This is a genomic window from Rhodoglobus galactosidasius (assembly GCF_054957775.1).
Genome location: NZ_JBQIAV010000003.1, coordinates 189,014 through 205,438, shown reverse-complemented (window position 1 = coordinate 205,438; position 16,425 = coordinate 189,014). Strand labels below are relative to the sequence as shown.

Genomic DNA, 16,425 nt, shown 5'->3' with positions numbered 1-16,425 from the left:
ACTAGCCGACGAGATTCTGCACGAAGACGTGCGGGGTGAAGCCAGTGAGGTCGTTGATGCCCTCGCCCTGGCCGACCAGCTTGATCGGGATGCCCGTGCGTTCCTGCACCGCGAGGATGAACCCGGCCTTGGCCGAACCATCCAACTTCGTGATCACAAGGCCAGTGACGCCGGCGTGCTGGATGAATGCTTCAGCCTGAGCAACACCGTTTTGACCGGTGGTCGCGTCCAGTACGAGCAGAACTTCGGCGATCTCCGTCTGCTTCTCAACGACACGGCGGATCTTGCCTAGCTCATCCATCAGGCCGCTTTTAGTCTGCAAGCGTCCTGCTGTGTCGATGATGGCGATATCGATCGACTCCCGCTGAGCACGCTCCACCGTCTGGAATGCAACGGATGCCGGATCTTGGCCCTGCTGCTGAGGGCGCACAATCGATGCTCCCCCACGTTCGGCCCACGTCGCCAACTGCTCAACTGCGGCGGCACGGAACGTGTCAGCCGCACCAACCACAACAGAGCGGCCATGGCCGACCAAGAACTTGGCAAACTTGCCGATCGTGGTGGTCTTTCCGACGCCATTGACCCCAACAACCAGCACTACGGCGGGGCGGGCGCTGAGAGTAAGGGTGGGGTCGAGACGGGCTAAGCGTTCCTCAAGGGTTTCGCGCAGCATCCGCTTCAGGTCGGTTGGATCGTCAGTCTTGTATTTGGCGACGCTCGCCCGCAGTTCTTCGATGATCGAGTCGGTGATGTCCGGCCCAAAGTCTGCTGAAATGAGGGCGTCTTCGAGATCGCTCCAGGTTTCGGCGTCGATTGTGTCGCGCGCGAACATAGATTTGAGTGCGCCCGAAAGCGACCAAGATGCTGCCATATCTACAGGTTAAGGCAGGTCGGCGTCCGCACCCTAACCGCGCTAGGATTTTTGGATGCTCTCACTGATTCGTCACGGCCAAACCGACTGGAATGCTGCCGGACGCATGCAAGGCTCCAGCGACATTCCCCTCAACGACACTGGGCGTGAACAAGCCCGTGAAGCTGTAGAGCTGCTGCGTGGCACCGAGTGGGACGTGATTGTCAGCTCTCCCCTGCAGCGCGCCCGCGAGACAGCGCAGATCATCGCCGACGGACTAGGGCTCGAACTGGGTCGCAGCTATGACTTGCTCATCGAGCGCAACTATGGCGAAGGCGAGGGCCTCACCAAGGCCGAAATCGACGAGAAGTGGCCGGATGTCCCCATGTACCCCGGCCTCGAAAGTCTCGACTCGGTTGTCAAACGAGGCGTCGCTGCTCTGGACCAGGTCTCAGCCGATTATGGGGACAAGCAAGTGATCGTTGTGTGTCACGGAACGATCATCCGCTACACGCTCTCCGAACTTGCCGGGCGCGACTTCGATCACATTCTGAACGGATCGATCTCAACCATCGAACGACTCACCGATTGCTGGGCTGTGCGCACCGTCAACGGCGAACCACTGGCCTGGGTCGACTAGCTTGCTGCAGTTTCTTTCGCAACGCGCTGGCCAACAACTGCGCTGATGCCGTCGGATCGCATGCTCACGCCATAGAGAGCATCCGCGATTTCCATGGTGCGTTTTTGGTGCGTAATGATGATGAGCTGGCTGGTTTGGCGTAGGTCTTCGAAGATGGCGAGAAGTCGGCCGAGGTTGGCATCGTCGAGCGCCGCCTCAACCTCATCCATGATGTAGAACGGGCTGGGGCGTGCCTTGAAGATGGCGATCAACAGGGCCACCGCGGCTAGTGATCGCTCGCCACCGCTCAGCAAAGAGAGTCGTTCAATCTTCTTGCCTGCGGGCTTCACCGTGACCTCGATGCCTGTCGTGAGCAGCTCATCGGGGTTAGTCAGGAAGATGCTTCCCGTGCCGCCGGGGAACAGCACAGGGAAGACATCGTTGAACGCGTTCTTGGTGTCCTCGAAGGCGCTCGAGAAGATTGCCTGCATCTTCTCATCGAGCTCATCGATGATCGTGAGCAAGTCTTTTCGGGTGTTCGAGAGGTCGGTGAGCTGCTCGGTCAAGAACTTGTGACGCTGCTCGAGCGCTTCGAACTCTTCGAGCGCGAGCGGGTTGACCCGGCCCAAACGTGCGAGCTTTCGCTCAGCCTTCTGCAGGCGAGCCTCTTGTTCGGTGCGAACAAACGGGCGACCGGATGCCGCTGGTTCGACTGCTGCATCGCTGGCGCTGTCGTCGGCGACCGTGTCATCCGGCACGGCAACCTGCGGGCCATATTCCGCAACGAGTACATCTTCGACGAGGCCGAGTTCTTCACCCGATCGCTCAAGCAAACTGGAGAGGTGCAGCTTCTTTTCGTAGATCTGCATTTCGAGACCGTGCACGCTTTCGCTCACTGCCGAGAGGCGTTCACGCAGCGCTGACTCTTCGCGGCGCAGCCCCGAGAGTTCCTGGTTCTGAGCGGAACGTTCGGCCTCTTTCGCTGCGAGAACCACGCGAGCTTCAGACAGCGAACGGTCGACAGAGTCCAGCACTGCTGGCAGCATTTCAACGACACGGGTCGCGGATACAATCTGCCGTTGACGAATAACCGCCAGTCGTGCCTGTTCTGCGGCCGCTTCACGCTCGCGCACAAGCTGGGCGGCAAGTTGCTCGGCCCGGGCGCGCTCGGCGCGCACCCGCTCGCGGATCGTCTCAAGTTGGATTCGGTGCTCAACTTCGCGCGCCCTGGCTGTCTCAACCTCGGCGAGCATGGGGTCACGTTCTGAGACGTCGAGGATGGGCCGCGGGGCGGACTGATATTCGTCAGCTGCGGACTGTGCGCGGCCGACCTCGGCGGTGGCATCCGCGACCGCTTCTGCGGCAACGTCGACGGCACGGGCGAGGCGATCGCATTCGGCCTGGGCGGCATCCGCCTGAATGCGGTGTCGGCCAAGAAGTTCAGACTGGGCAGCCAACTGGGCGTCGTATTCGCGCAGTGTCGAAAGCGCTACTTCGGCATCCGTCTTGGCTGAGGTGAGTTCGCGGCGCTTCTCATCGAGCTCGAAGCTGGTGCGTTCTATTTGCGTGGTGACGCCGCCGAGCTTTTCGGCGGCGGCATCACGTTCGGCAACAAGTTCGACTCGTGAGCGTCTGGCTCCAGATCCGCCGCGCAAAACAAACTGGGTGAGAACGTCGCCTTGGCGCGTGACGAAGGTGATGTCTGCGGCGTTGGAGAGTGAACCGTAGGCGGCGCGGGCGGCGTCAAGGTCGTCGGCGATCAGTACGTGGGTGAGGAGTCCGTGCACGCCATCCGGTGCGGTTACGACGTCGGAAGCCGGCACCGTTCCTGCGGCAGCACCGAGAGACACCGTCGACTTCGCGGCGTTGGCAACAACAACTTCTACTCGGCCGAAGTCGCGGCTGGCAGACTCGGCAAGCGCATCGATCGCAGCATCGCGGTTGTCGGCGAGCACAGCATCGGCAAGCGTGCCGAGCGCGGCAGCAATCGCCGCTTCGAAACCGGGGGTGATCTTGACATGCTCGGCGACCAGACCCCGGATGCCAGAGAGCTGGGCTGCAACGAGTGCGCTAGAGCCATCCTTCTGATCGACCGCGAGCGAAAGTGCCGAGTTGCGGGCCGCAAGAGCATCGCGTTCACGTTCCGAGGTGTGCAGCGCCTCACGTAGCGATTCGATTTCGGCTTGGATGCTCGCAACCTTCGCCTCTGCCGCCGCATAGGCGTTGTCGAGCGAGCCATCCGACTCCGTGGTGGAGTTGTTGGCCTCAACCTCGAGGGCCTCAAATTCGGTTTGTGCTGCCTCGCGACGAGACTGCGCTTCGGCGAGCGCCTGCTGCTGACGAACAAGTTCGCCCTGGGCGGCAGTGAGCGTCGAGGTGGCTACTTCTACGCGGGCCGTGAGCCCGGCGCTCTCCAACTCGTGACGCGATACCAGTGCACTCTGAGCGGCGATTTCTTCGTCGAGCGAATCGAGCGCGGCCTTCGCTGTTGCGGTCGTTGCTGCGGCGGCGCCGACGGCCTTTTCGGCATCCTCGACCCCGGCGGCGAGCACGTCGGCTTCAGCCGTGACTTCATCAACCAACGTCTGGCTGACGGTGCTGCCCGAGGTGGGCGCATCACTCTGCTGGCCCAACAGCGACAGTCGCTGGTTGGCAAGGGTGTACAGACTGCGCAGGCGTTCTTGCACCGACTCGAGACCGAAGGACACACGTCGAGCCTCATCAACGTCGTCACCAACCTGAGCTTGCTCAAGCCGGGCTTCGCGCAGCTTATTCTGATCGAGCTGTTCCTGCAGAACGATGCGCTGAGTCTTGCGTTCGCTCTCGCTGCGACTGAAATCGTTAATGCTTGAGCGCAGTTCTACAACCTCGTCGGCGAGGAGTCGTGCGCGAGCATCCCGAACAATGGAGGCAATCGATGCTGCCTCTTTGGCAATCTCGGCCTGCTGCCCAAGCGGCTTGAGCTGGCGACGGATCTCCCCGGCCAAGTCAGAAAGGCGCGTGAGGTTAGCCTGCATCGCGTCAAGCTTGCGAATCGTCTTCTCTTTGCGACGGCGATGCTTCAGGATGCCAGCAGCTTCTTCGATGAAACCGCGACGGTCTTCTGGGCTGGCATGCAGCACCGCATCCAACTGACCCTGACCGACGATGACGTGCATCTCTCGGCCAAGACCCGAGTCGCTGAGCAGTTCTTGCACATCAAGCAGTCGGCACTGGGTCCCATTGATCGCATATTCGCTGCCGCCATTGCGGAACAGTGTGCGGCTGATGGTGACTTCGCTGTACTCAATCGGCAGAGCGCCATCAGCATTGTCGATCGTGAGCACCACTTCGGCGCGACCCAGTGGACCCTTCGTTGCTGTGCCGGCAAAGATGACGTCTTCCATCTTGCCGCCGCGCAGAGTCTTGGCACCCTGCTCGCCCATGACCCAAGCCAGAGCATCCACCACATTCGATTTGCCCGAACCGTTAGGGCCGACGACACACGTCACGCCCTGCTCGAAAGCAAAAGTGGTCGACTGAGCGAACGACTTGAACCCCTTGAGGGTCAAACTCTTGAGGTACACGTCACCGCCTTCACTGTCCTGGCCAACACTGTGCTGGCCAAGTTGCTGTCCAACATGCTGGTCAGAACCTTGCTATACGGTACCGGATGCGCGGGGTCCTGCCGTTCTGCCGCGCAGAAGAACAGTCGTGGTAGCTCTAGCGCCGAACGAGAGCCAGGCTAAACCGCGTGAGTCGCGGCCCGCACACGCTGACAGAAACTGCAGAAGTGCGAGCCGCGATTCATAAACTGCTCTCGCACGACCTCACGCCCGCAGCGTGGGCACTCCTTGCCCTGCTGGCCGTACACGTTCAGCGAGTGGGCGAAGTAGCCAGACTCGCCATTCACGTTGAGGTATTGGGCGTCGAAACTTGTGCCGCCCTCAGCCAGCGCTTTGGCGAACACGGCCCGCACTTCGGCGAGCAGCAGCACGGCTTTGGCTCGACTCAACGACTCGGTGGGCTGGTTGTAGTGAATCTGTGCCGCCCACAACGCCTCATCGGCATAGATGTTGCCGATACCGCTCACGAGGGTCTGATCGAGCATCGCCCGTTTCACCGTGGTGCGTTTCGCCTTCAGCGCCCGCAAAAACTTGGCGTCATCAAAGAACGGGTCGAGCGGGTCACGCGCAATGTGAGCAACCTGGCTCGGCACCGTCAGGTGCGGCTGATCAACGGTGGGCAGCATGCTGTCGAGAGACATCGAGCCGAAAATACGTTGGTCGACAAAGTTGAGGCGCAGTGCGCCGTGGTCAGGGTGATCAAGTTCGATCCGGATGCGCGTGAGCCGGTCATCCGTGCTGCGATCACGCAGCAGCACTTGCCCGCTCATACCCAGGTGGGCCACAAGCGCTTCGCCGTGGCCGAGCGGGATCCACAGGAACTTGCCGCGCCGCTGAGGTGCCTGCAAGGTGCGGCCGGTGAGCCGGTCGATGAAGTCTTCGCTCGGGCCGTCATGACGGCGGAGAGAGCGTTCGTCAAAAACGGTAACAGATGCCGCAGTCGCGCCAGTAATTGCCGGTTCAAGGCCGGCGCGCACAACTTCGACCTCGGGAAGTTCAGGCACAGAAGCTACTTGGCCGCGGTTTGAAGGAGGGTCCAGGCTTCAAGCGCTGCAGCCATCTCTGCCTGTTTCTTGCTCGAGCCGACACCTGTGGCAATGACCTCATCGCGCAGAACAATGCTGGCGTGAAAACGCTTGGAATGGTCGGGGCCACTATCTTCGATGCGATAGTCGGGAGCCCCACGTCCAAGCTGGGCGGCGAGCTCTTGAAGGCTCGTCTTGGGATCCATTGCCGCCCCAAACCGTTCAGGATCGGCCAGCAGGGGTGCAACCAGGCGTAGAACGAGCGCGGTAGCTTCGTCGTCACCCAGATCGAGGTACGCGGCACCGATGATTGCTTCAACAGTGTCCGCCAGAATGGACGGCTTTTCGCGGCCGCCCGTCTGCTCTTCTCCCTTGCCAAGGCGAATATATGCGCCAAGACCGATTTGCCGCGCGATTTCGGCAAGCGCGACAGAAGAAACAAGACTAGCCCGACGTTTGGCAAGGTCTCCCTCGTCAAGATTCGGGTTATCGCGATACAGCTTGACCGTTACTGCCTGGCCAAGAATGGAGTCACCAAGAAACTCGAGCCGCTCATTGTTGGCAATTCCGCCGTTTTCGTACGCGAAAGAGCGATGCGTCAACGCAAGCGCAAGCAATTCGGGGTCAATGCTGACCCCGAGCACGGCGGAGAGCTCAGCCGGTGCGCTAGAGCCCGTGACCGCCATTATTCGACTCGAGAAAAGGAAACTAGTTAAACGTCAGCTACCTTGCGGCCCTTGTACTCCATGTACAGGGGGGTGCCGGCGGAGTCTTCGACTACCTTGGCGCGGTGCGGGAGGCTGTAAACGGTCTTGCCGTTTTCGACGGTCTTGACGAGTGTGGGAGGCGTTGCCTTCCACTGGGCGCGGCGCATGCGGGTGCTGGCCCGCGACATCTTGCGCTTAGGTACTGCCATGACTAACTCTTTTCTTCTTGGGTCTCAGGTGAATCGTTCGCATCGTGCGAGTCTTGCGTGAAATCTCGGAGTCCGGCCAACGCTGCCCACCGTGCGTCGATGGGCGCTTCGTGTTCATGTCCTGGATTGTCGAGCAACCGAACCCCACACTCAGGGCACAGGCCGAGACAATCTTTCTGACAGACCGGTTGGAACGGTAGCGACAACACCACCGTATCCCTGACTACAGGTTCCAAGTCGACGTGTTCGTCGATAACCGTGTAGTCAAAAGCTTCGTCCTCAGAATACGCGAAAAGTTCTTGAAACTCGACCCGAACAGGCATCGCGATATCGATAAGGCAGCGAACACACTCAGCCTTAGCTGTGCCTGTTACCTGAGCATCAACCAAAATACCGTCGTGAAGCGACTCAAAACGCGCATCAATACCCAGCTCAGCACCCTTCGGCACCGCAATTACGGCATTGCCAAAAGATTCGGATACGACGACGTCGAGGGAGTGCTCTCTCATCTCACCTGGGCGGTGCATGAGATCGCGCACCAACACGGCGTACGGATTCTCGCTGATTCTAGACACGATCGTCAATTCTACCCCCGCAAGGCCCTCGCTGTCGCCCCCGGTCAGCGATCGCACAGTCACATGATGCGCGCGTGAGCGACAGCCGCGGCATCCGCACCCCAATAGACTGGGTTACACAGACCCGTGCGCTTGGTATGGCGTGGTTGGCTTGCCCATGATGGGGCTGCCGGTCTTCTCGAAACACTATTCACATTCTTCGGCGCGCCCAGTGCCGAAATTCGCGGTTTTTCGGAGGCCCCTTTGTCTATTCTTTCTCGCACGGTGCTTGTCGCCGGTGTCTCGATTCTTACTCTGAGCGGATGCACTGCTGCCGCCTCACCGTCCACTACGCCTTCCCCCGATACCGCCACAGGCGCTGTCGATCTCAGCAATTGCGACTTCGATGTAAGCTTCGACTCCGCTCCCGAGCGCGTTATTACGATCAAGTCGTCGACTACCGAGCTGCTGTTGGCGCTCGGGTTGGGCGATCGCATCATTGGAACCGCATTCCAGGATGGTCCGGTGCCTGCCGAGTGGGCATCCGAAGCGTCAGGGCTCACCTCGATCGCCGAGCGCGTGCCGAGCGAAGAAGCGGTGCTCGATCTGGAACCCGATCTCGTGTTTGCCGGCTGGGAATCCACGTTCAGCGCTGATGGCGCAGGCGAACGTGCCGACCTGACAGCACTGGGCATTAACACTTTCGTTGCTCCCTCTGCGTGCCAGAGCGCCGAGCAGCCTGCGCAACTCAGCTTCGACAACGTGTTTAGCGATATCGAAACTGTTGCCTCGATCTTCCGCGTCGATGCGAGCGACCTGGTCAACGACCAGCGCGACCGACTCGCCGCAATCGACGCCAACGGCGACTCACGCACTGCCCTGTGGTTCTCGTCAGGTTCGGACACCCCCTACGTTGGCGCAGGAATCGGTGCACCCCAGCTCTTGCTCGACACCGTCGGTCTCACCAACATTGCCGCTGATGTGGACTCCACCTGGGCCCCATACAACTGGGAAGCCGTCGTTGATGCCGACCCCGATTTCATTGTGCTCGTGGATGCCGTCTGGAACAGTGCAGAAAAGAAGATCGGTGTGCTTGAGGCGAACCCTGCAACAGCAAACCTCAGTGCTGTGAAAGCTGGCCGTTACCTCGTGGTGCCGTTCGCAGCGAGTGAAGCTGGCGTGCGCAGCGTTGAGGCTGCCGAAAGTTTGTCGGCTCAGATTGCGGAGCTTGATGGCTAAAGTTTCCCCGCTTGCTCTCGGCTCCGCACTCGCGGTCGCACTTGTGGTGTCGATCACGGTCGCGGTGACGATCGGGCCTGCCGACATCCGGTTTGATGAGGTCTGGCGGTCCATTGGTAGCCATCTCGGAATCGGAGTGAGCCCGTTGAGCGAGCTGCGTGATGGCATTGTGTGGCAATTGCGGTTGCCGCGCGTGCTGACCGCTGCCTCGGTGGGCGCTGGGTTGGCGTTGAGCGGGGCGGTCATGCAGGCCATCACGCGCAATCCTCTTGCTGACCCGTACCTGCTCGGGCTTTCCTCGGGCGCTGCCCTTGGTGCGGTGTCGGTGTTGCTGTTGGGTGCCGCCGTCTTATTGCCACTGGCAGCGTTTGTTGGCGCACTGCTCGCGCTCACCCTGACACTGTTGCTTGCAGGCTCACTCGGCGCGATCACGCCGTCACGCACGGTGCTCGCGGGTATCGCTGTCTCAGCGCTCGCATCGGCAATCACGAGCTTTGTGATCTTTTGGAGCGTCACCGGCGACTCCTACCGCGAAGTGCTTTCCTGGCTCCTTGGCTCGCTCAGCGGAGCCCGCTGGCCCGCCGTCGCGATCACGATGACGGCCATCCTTGTGGTCGGTATCCCGGTGATGCTCACCGGCCGCCTGCTCGACTCCTTTGCCTTCGGAGATGTGCAGGCAGCGTCACTCGGTGTGAACGTCAGCGCGACGCGGTGGGGACTGCTCGCGGCAACCGCTCTTGTCACAGGCGCCATGGTGTCGGTGAGCGGCTCCATCGGCTTTGTCGGCCTGATATTGCCCCATGCCGTTCGGCTGCTCGTCGGCCCCGGCCACCGCGCCCTGCTGCCCCTCAGCGCGCTGCTTGGCGCCGTCTTTCTCGTGTGGGCAGACACCCTTGCTCGCACCATCTTTGACCCGCGAGAGATTCCCGTGGGAATCGTGACCGCCATGATCGGCGCCCCCATCTTTGCCCTCCTGCTCACCCGCCGAAAGAGTTCAACATGAGCGAGAAGATCGGCCTCGTCGGCGAACGCATCAGCATCACTGCCGACGGCACATTACTCATCGACAACGTTGACTGTACCGTCGCGCGGGGCTCGCTGAGCGCTCTCGTCGGGCCAAACGGTGCCGGAAAATCCACTCTGCTTCGTGCGCTCACAGCAGTGCAGGCCCCGGCATCCGGTTCCGTGCACTTCGACGGTGAAAACATGCTCGGGATGCCGCGTCGACAACGCGCGCGCCTTGCAGCGTTCGTGGAGCAAGATGCCACCACAGACTCGTCTCTCACGGTCAACATGGTTGTGCAGCTGGGCAGGCTCCCCCACCAGTCGATGTGGGAAGCGGATTCCGCAGAATCAGCAGCAGTCGTAGCTGAGAGTCTTGAAACAGTCGGGATGACCACATTTCGTGAACGCGAATTTCAGAGCCTCTCGGGCGGCGAAAAACAACGGGTGATGCTCGCACGAGCACTCGCCCAGCAACCGCAACTGCTCGCCCTCGACGAGCCAACCAACCACCTCGACATCGCCGCACAGCTCTCGGTACTCGACCTGCTGGCGCACCTTCGCACGACGGGCGTCACCGTGTTGGCTGCGCTGCATGATCTCTCACTTGCGGCGAGCTACTGCGACCACATCATCGTGCTCTCACATGGCCGCGTTGTAGCTGCGGGCGCGACCGAAACTGTGCTCACCGAGGCGCTAATCGCCGAGGTCTACGGGGTGCGGGCATCCATTCTGCGGAACCCGGTGACGGGCAAACCTGTCATTGGCTTTAGCCCGGCCTAAGGCGTTCGGTCGCTTGCGCGGGCTGGCGATTCCAGTCACCGTCAGCACTGAGGGCATCCGGTCCGCTGTTCGTGTGGCCGACTGCGCGTGCTTAGCGTGCCCGCTCCACTGGACCGAAGGCTGTGCGCGGAGCCCACCGTGCGCGCAGTCGGGCTCGCCAACTCGAGGATGCTCGCAGCGATGCCAGTGCGGCCGTCACGGCTGTTCGCCGCAGTTGTGTTTTGCGCGGGCTGAAAGCGGCTACTTCGACGCTTGCCAGCAGGGTCGCGAGTGAGTTGGACGCCGAGGCACCCGTGTGAGCCGCCATCTGTTCGTACTGCTGACGTGGCGTTGCGGTCGTGCTGAGGTCAAAGCCCAAATCTGTCGCAGTGTCGCGCACCTCGCGCCAGGCAGGAGCGACAGCTCCACGTGAGACCGCTGTCAGGCGCAGCGCACGACGGACCAGCCTCACGAGCGCCGGGATCAGCAGCAGAATCGGCAGCGCGAGCAGTAACCACCAAAACGGGGATGCCGCTCCCGAGCCCGTCGTGGGAGAAGTCAGCTGCTCGTCAAGAGGCAGCTCAGGGCGGGCTGCGGTGGTAGCCGTCGGCGTCGGCACGGGGGTCGCGGCGGGCTCCGGCTGCGACTCATCCACATCGGGCGTGCTCGGATCATCGGTGATGCTTTGCGCAAACCTGGGTTCAGTACCGACAGAAACGGTGGGCTCGAAGCGGATCCATCCGATGGTCGGAAAGTACAGTTCGGGCCACGCGTGGAGGTTGTCGGTCGACACCACAAATTTGATCTCGTCGGTCTCCTCATCGGCTTGCTTTTGCCCAGGGGCAAAACCGACCACGACGCGGGCTGGAATGTCGAGGGTGCGAGCCATGGCAGTCATTGCCGAGGCGAATTGCACGCAATATCCGCTCTTGACGGTCAGAAATTCGGCGAGCACCGCGGCACCCGAACCGTCGTAGTCATCGTCGACGGGCGCTTGCTCGGAGTAGACAAAATCGCCATCCTTGAAGAACGATTGGAGAGCAATCGCCTGATCGAAGCGCGTGGGTTCGTCCCCGGCCACCTGCTGGGCGGTTTCGGCAACACTGTTCGGCAACGTTTCGGGTAGCATCAGATATTTTTCAAACCCGTCCGGAAGGGTGGTGGGTGCTGTCTCCAACTGCTCAATCGACGGCGCCGGTGTGATATACGACACTTCGTAGGCTTGATCCTTTGAGTTGCCGTTCACTGTCGAAACGGTGAGTCCCTCAGGCTCCCAATTCCAGTCGCCGTCAAGCCCAGAAATGCCTGACGACGCGTAGGGCACCGGCAAAAACTTGCCCCGGATGCGCTCAATTTCGATCTGCATCGTCTTCTCGGTGCGCGGCACTTCCGGCGCGAGCCCAGCCGGCTCCGGGAAAGAATCGACCGCGTCGCTACTGTCGTTGTCGCCCTCCGAGGGCTTCCACGTGTCGTCACCGAATTCGTCAAGTACGGCAACCCGCAAATATTCGCCCGCGCCCGTGGTGGTGTACGTCAACGCCAGCAGCGGTGTGGTTCGGCGCAGATCATCACTCAAATTGATGATCGGGTTCACACCGGTCGAGATCAGTCCGGGGCGATTACCCACTTCGGCTGCGGGCTCAACGCTCGGCAATAACACCGGAACGATCAGCGAGATCACAAGAGCCACTGACACCAACGGCCAGGCTGCCCGCACGCTGAGACGCTGAGACGCAACCAGCAAGATCGCGACATACGCCAGTGATGTCGTTGCAAAAACGAAAGCGTCGTGCAACTCGTTGCGTACAAAACTGGGCACCAGCAGAAGGATCAGAAGCGGGATGCCGGTGAGCGCCGGTTTGCGGATCACGAACGCCGCGAAATCCATGGCGAGTGTCACCGCCAGCGCACCCAAGCAGATCAGGAAGACGATGCCGGTGTCAGCATCCGCAGGAAAGCGTTGGTTCGCTATCGACTCATTGCCGTCGCCAACAAGCTGCGTGAAGCGAGCGAAAGTCTGCCCGGTCGGCACAACGCCTGCAATCGCCGTATTGGCGGCAAACATGAGAACGAGGAGGGCTGCTGCCGCGACGAAAGCCGCGACAGACCCCACAATCGCCCGCCGGTGAACGCTGCGAACAGCCGCTGCCGTCGCGAGCGTGACCGTCACAACGGCCATGAAGGGAAACCACCAAGCGCCTTCGGTAAGCACTGCACCCAGGCTGCTTGCGGCGATGCCAACAGCCAACGCCATGACACCGGCCAACGACCACACGCGCACCCGGTGATCGTGACGCTCGATGCTCGATGACCGTACTTGCTCAGTTACGCTCACGGGCCAACCTCGATTCCGTGACAAACAGGTTCCACACGTCGGCGACATCATCGAATGACTGCACCGAAATGACCTTCCAGCCCGCAGCGCGCAATTCCTCCGCCAGCGGTGGTCGGCTCGCCGCGCCAAAGCGTTCGCGATCGCCAAAGCCAGAAGTCGTCTCCACGACAAACACCACTGCGAGCACGTTGCTCGTGGCCTGGCTCACTAAGAAGTCGACCGTCGCTGGTTCTGGGTTGGCAACCAGAGCAATCACCGGACCGCGGGCGAACGAACGCGAAGAAGGTTCGCCCCACCAGTCAGCGGGAGTTTCGATCGGGGCCAAAGCCGCGAGACGAGTTAGCAGCTCTTGCTCGGCAGATGACCTGCGGTGCAGTGTGGCGGCATCCGTCAGCTGTGACTGCCCCGTTTCAATGATCTGCACCAAGAATCCCTCACGGCGCAGCTGCACGGCTGCCGACGCCAGCATCGTCACGACCCACTCCAAGCGAGCGCTGTGCAACTGGGATACGCCGTTGCCACCGACCGCCCGCAGAACCGTCGCCCTACTCGCATCGGGGTAACCCTCTAGACGCGTATCGACGATGATGCGCGCCTCGGGGTAGCTATGTTGCTCCTCTTGGCGAACCATGAGGCTGCCGTGCCGAGCGGATGCCTTCCAATGAACCCGACGCATGGCATCACCTCGGCGGTACTCACGCGTCATAGCGTCGTCATCATCGCCAGCGGAACGGCGCTGCACGACGCGTGCCTCACCATCACCAGACTGAGCGATGAGGGCGCTCGTCGCGAGCTGCGCAACCCGCGGCGTCACGATCAGTGAGGATTCGGAACCAACATTCCAGGCGCCCCACGCAAGCTCAAACGGGTCCGTCGCTTCCACGATCAGCGGGCCGATCTCAAAAACTCCACGTGTGGCGGGAGTCAAGGAATACGTCAACTGTGCCGCGCTGCGATCACTCGCCAGCCGGGTCTTTACCGAAAGCCGAGGTAGCCAACCGCTGTCGGTCACCCACGGACGCCAGGGCAATGCATCCCGCCACCGCACCGGGGATGTTGCACGCTTCGAATGATTGTCGACGCGCAAGGTCACTGCAGTAGTGGTTCCCACCTCGACCACCGGGAACGAGAATCTGCGGGACACACTCAACGCCGACTCCCTGGTGCGCACAAAAGTCAACGCAACAACAGGCAGCGCTACCGTGAAACATCCGACATATAGCAAAATCGGCATACCTGTGGCGAACCCGGCAAGAACAGCTATAACGCCCAGTGCGACGAAGGTGATCCCCCGGCGCGTGAGGCGCGCACCGCCCAGCACGATGCGGATCGATCGCCGGAAATCTGCGCGGGGCATGAGACTGGACCTAGGAAGCGGCTGCGACTACAGGAACCGGAATCTCGGCCACTATGCGCTCAATGACATCCGCGATCGAATGACCCGAAAGCACCGCCGCAGTGTCACCGGTGTGGCGGGCCGGAATCATCCGGTGAGCCAACACCGTCACAGCCAGGGCGTCAATGTCATCGGGCAGCACGAAGTCACGGCCATCGATAGCGGCGCGAGCTTTTGCCGCCCGCACCAAGTGAAGCGTCGCCCGCGGGCTCGCCCCCACACGAACCTCACGGTCACGACGAGTCGCCTGAGCAATCGCCACCGCATACTCCTCTACCGCAGTGCTGACGAACACGCGTCGCACCGTGGCAATGAGGTCACGCAACTGCTCGACTGTCACGACAGGCGTCAGCGAATCGAGAGGGCTAGTAAGTTCGCGCGAGCGCAACATGGCCAACTCGGCTTCAGCATCCGGATAGCCCATCGAAATTCGCGCCATAAACCGATCGCGTTGAGCCTCAGGCAGCGGATAGGTGCCCTCCATCTCAATGGGGTTCTGAGTCGCAACCACAATGAACGGGCTCGTAAGTTGATAGGTGTGACCGTCTACCGTCACACTCGACTCCGCCATGCACTCTAGGAGCGCTGACTGAGTCTTAGGGCTTGCGCGGTTAATCTCATCACCGATAACAATGTTCGCGAATACCGGGCCCTTCTTAAACTCGAAATCACGCGTGTTCTGGTTATAAACCGAAACCCCCGTGATGTCGGCAGGGAGCAGGTCAGGAGTGAACTGAACTCGCGACACCGAACAATCGACGCTGCGCGCCAGAGCTCGAGCGAGCATCGTTTTGCCCACTCCTGGTACGTCTTCGATCAGGAGATGGCCCTCCGCGAGAAGCACCGTGAGCGCCAGTCGCACGGCGTCTGCCTTGCCGTCGATCACCGTCGAAACACTGCGCACGATGGCAGCACAGTGATCATGGAACACGTCATCGGGCATTGGTGTGGAGCTCACATCATCCATTCGTTGAGTCTGTCAGCGCTAGTGCACTACGGCAATTGCTTGCGGCGGCGCAGCTTCTCTTCAAGTTCGTGAATCTTCTCTTGCTTCTGAAAATATTCGATCTCAGCATCAAGCTTGGCAAGCTCAGCTTCTGTGTTGCTCGTGCCACGCGGGGCAGCGTCTCGCGGCGTTGAGGCGCACCAAAACTGCTGAATTCTTTGGCTGGCGCATATTGGCGACCGATTGCGAGCCAGAGGATGGTGCCGATAAGCGGCAAGAAAATCACGACAAAGACCCACGCGATCTTTCCCAGATTCTTGATGCGTGATTCGTCGATCAGAATAGAGCTAAAACTCTCGACAGTCGAGTATTAATCTTCTTTAAGGTCAGTGTCGTCGTGAGCTTCGTCGAAGCCGGCGAGCCACGCCTCCTTGGTGCCCATGCGGAACATGTCGTCGGCACCGATTCGAACAAGCGAACGCGCCCCGGGCGCCTCGAGCTCGGCGACGTAGTGGGCTAGTCCACGCACGACCGCAACGGGGAATCCCCCGGCCTTGCCCTTCACGAGATCTGTCGCCGCGGCGAGTTCGTCAGCCACAGCAGTCACGCTGACGGCGAGCGGGCGACCGGATGCGTCGACAGTGCCACGAAGGTCATCAAGCACACGGATGCCAGCCGCACCGATCGCAATATCGGCCTGACCTCTTCGCCATGGCCGCCCCACCGTGTCGGTGATGACGATGCCGACATTCACTCCGAAATGCTCTCGCAGGCCAGCGCAGAGGTGGCGCGCAGTCTCATCCGGGTCTAGCGGTAGCAGCAGCACGATGCCGTCGGGGGTATTGCTTGAGTCCACGCCCGCTGCGGCCATCACAAGCCCGAGCCGGTTCTCGACAATGCGGGTTACACCATGGGGATGCTCGCGTGAGGCGACCACGCGAACCGTCTCGTCAGTGATGGCTTGCTCGCGGTCGGCAGCCTGCACAGTGCGACCCTCTGCCTTGCTCACGATCTTGGACGTCACCGTCAGAATGTCGCCATTCTCGAGCCCGCCAGACAGCGCATCGTCGGCGCTGGCTATCACTGCGGCCGCGATCACCTCGACCAGGTCGTCTCCGGATACGATCTCGGGGATACCAGGCAAGGCCCATGCGCTCATTCTCACGCCTCTAGTGT

General features: G+C 61.2%; 15 protein-coding genes. 4 read left to right on the top strand and 11 right to left on the bottom strand.

Annotation, left to right across the window (positions count from 1 at the left end):
* Position 1: 1 nt before the first annotated feature.
* Positions 2-871: a signal recognition particle-docking protein FtsY gene (gene ftsY / locus ACTJJW_RS05215; protein ID WP_462643076.1), complete on the bottom strand. Its 870-nt coding sequence runs from the start codon at positions 869-871 to the stop codon at positions 2-4.
* Between the two features lie 55 nt (positions 872-926).
* Here ftsY and ACTJJW_RS05210 point away from each other — a divergent pair, with 55 nt between their 5' ends.
* Complete coding sequence (locus tag ACTJJW_RS05210; RefSeq protein ID WP_462643075.1) at positions 927-1,490, top strand: histidine phosphatase family protein; 564 nt, start codon at positions 927-929, stop codon at positions 1,488-1,490.
* On the opposite strand, the gene smc is transcribed toward ACTJJW_RS05210, so the two are convergent.
* The 5 genes from smc to ACTJJW_RS05185 form a co-directional block, all read right to left on the bottom strand.
* Positions 1,487-5,035 carry a chromosome segregation protein SMC gene (gene smc / locus ACTJJW_RS05205; RefSeq protein ID WP_462643074.1) on the bottom strand — a complete coding sequence of 1,183 codons (3,549 nt, stop codon included), beginning with the start codon at positions 5,033-5,035 and terminating at the stop codon, positions 1,487-1,489. The two genes, ACTJJW_RS05210 and smc, sit on opposite strands and share 4 nt — an antisense overlap.
* A 158-nt stretch (positions 5,036-5,193) precedes the next feature.
* Complete coding sequence (mutM, locus tag ACTJJW_RS05200) at positions 5,194-6,078, bottom strand: bifunctional DNA-formamidopyrimidine glycosylase/DNA-(apurinic or apyrimidinic site) lyase (protein WP_462643073.1); 885 nt, start codon at positions 6,076-6,078, stop codon at positions 5,194-5,196.
* Between the two features lie 5 nt (positions 6,079-6,083).
* Positions 6,084-6,785: a ribonuclease III gene (rnc, locus tag ACTJJW_RS05195; protein ID WP_462643072.1), complete on the bottom strand. Its 702-nt coding sequence runs from the start codon at positions 6,783-6,785 to the stop codon at positions 6,084-6,086.
* Positions 6,786-6,811: 26 nt separating this feature from the next.
* Positions 6,812-7,015: a 50S ribosomal protein L32 gene (rpmF, locus tag ACTJJW_RS05190; protein ID WP_009772721.1), complete on the bottom strand. Its 204-nt coding sequence runs from the start codon at positions 7,013-7,015 to the stop codon at positions 6,812-6,814.
* A 2-nt stretch (positions 7,016-7,017) separates the two neighbouring features.
* A complete protein-coding gene (locus ACTJJW_RS05185) occupies positions 7,018-7,590 on the bottom strand; it encodes a YceD family protein (protein WP_462643071.1) in 573 nt (190 codons plus the stop codon).
* Positions 7,591-7,833: 243 nt separating this feature from the next.
* Here ACTJJW_RS05185 and ACTJJW_RS05180 point away from each other — a divergent pair, with 243 nt between their 5' ends.
* The 3 genes from ACTJJW_RS05180 to ACTJJW_RS05170 are packed head-to-tail and all read left to right on the top strand — an operon-like array spanning position 7,834 to position 10,593.
* Positions 7,834-8,808: a putative F420-0 ABC transporter substrate-binding protein gene (locus ACTJJW_RS05180; protein ID WP_462643070.1), complete on the top strand. Its 975-nt coding sequence runs from the start codon at positions 7,834-7,836 to the stop codon at positions 8,806-8,808.
* On the top strand, positions 8,801-9,811 hold the full coding sequence (locus ACTJJW_RS05175; RefSeq protein WP_462643069.1) for a putative F420-0 ABC transporter permease subunit: 1,011 nt from the start codon (positions 8,801-8,803) through the stop codon (positions 9,809-9,811). Before ACTJJW_RS05180 ends, ACTJJW_RS05175 begins: the two co-directional genes overlap by 8 nt.
* Positions 9,808-10,593, top strand: coding sequence for an ABC transporter ATP-binding protein (locus ACTJJW_RS05170; protein WP_462643068.1), 786 nt, complete (start codon positions 9,808-9,810; stop codon positions 10,591-10,593). Before ACTJJW_RS05175 ends, ACTJJW_RS05170 begins: the two co-directional genes overlap by 4 nt.
* Before the next feature lie 91 nt (positions 10,594-10,684).
* Here ACTJJW_RS05170 and ACTJJW_RS05165 read toward each other — a convergent pair whose 3' ends face one another.
* The 5 genes from ACTJJW_RS05165 to cofE all read right to left on the bottom strand — a co-directional run bounded on the left by ACTJJW_RS05165 (position 10,685) and on the right by cofE (position 16,408).
* Complete coding sequence (locus ACTJJW_RS05165; protein ID WP_462643067.1) at positions 10,685-12,907, bottom strand: transglutaminase TgpA family protein; 2,223 nt, start codon at positions 12,905-12,907, stop codon at positions 10,685-10,687.
* The gene (locus ACTJJW_RS05160) at positions 12,894-14,264 is read right to left on the bottom strand and encodes a DUF58 domain-containing protein (RefSeq protein WP_462643066.1); all 1,371 of its coding nucleotides are present in this window, start codon (positions 14,262-14,264) and stop codon (positions 12,894-12,896) included. Before ACTJJW_RS05160 ends, ACTJJW_RS05165 begins: the two co-directional genes overlap by 14 nt.
* 10 nt (positions 14,265-14,274) lie before the next feature.
* The gene (locus tag ACTJJW_RS05155; protein WP_462643065.1) at positions 14,275-15,270 is read right to left on the bottom strand and encodes an AAA family ATPase; all 996 of its coding nucleotides are present in this window, start codon (positions 15,268-15,270) and stop codon (positions 14,275-14,277) included.
* Positions 15,263-15,553 (bottom strand): PLD nuclease N-terminal domain-containing protein, encoded by a 291-nt coding sequence (locus ACTJJW_RS05150; RefSeq protein ID WP_462643211.1) that lies wholly within the window; start codon positions 15,551-15,553, stop codon positions 15,263-15,265. The genes ACTJJW_RS05155 and ACTJJW_RS05150 overlap by 8 nt, the downstream gene beginning before the upstream one ends.
* Positions 15,554-15,619: 66 nt before the next feature.
* Positions 15,620-16,408: a coenzyme F420-0:L-glutamate ligase gene (cofE, locus tag ACTJJW_RS05145; protein WP_462643064.1), complete on the bottom strand. Its 789-nt coding sequence runs from the start codon at positions 16,406-16,408 to the stop codon at positions 15,620-15,622.
* Positions 16,409-16,425 lie beyond the last annotated feature (17 nt).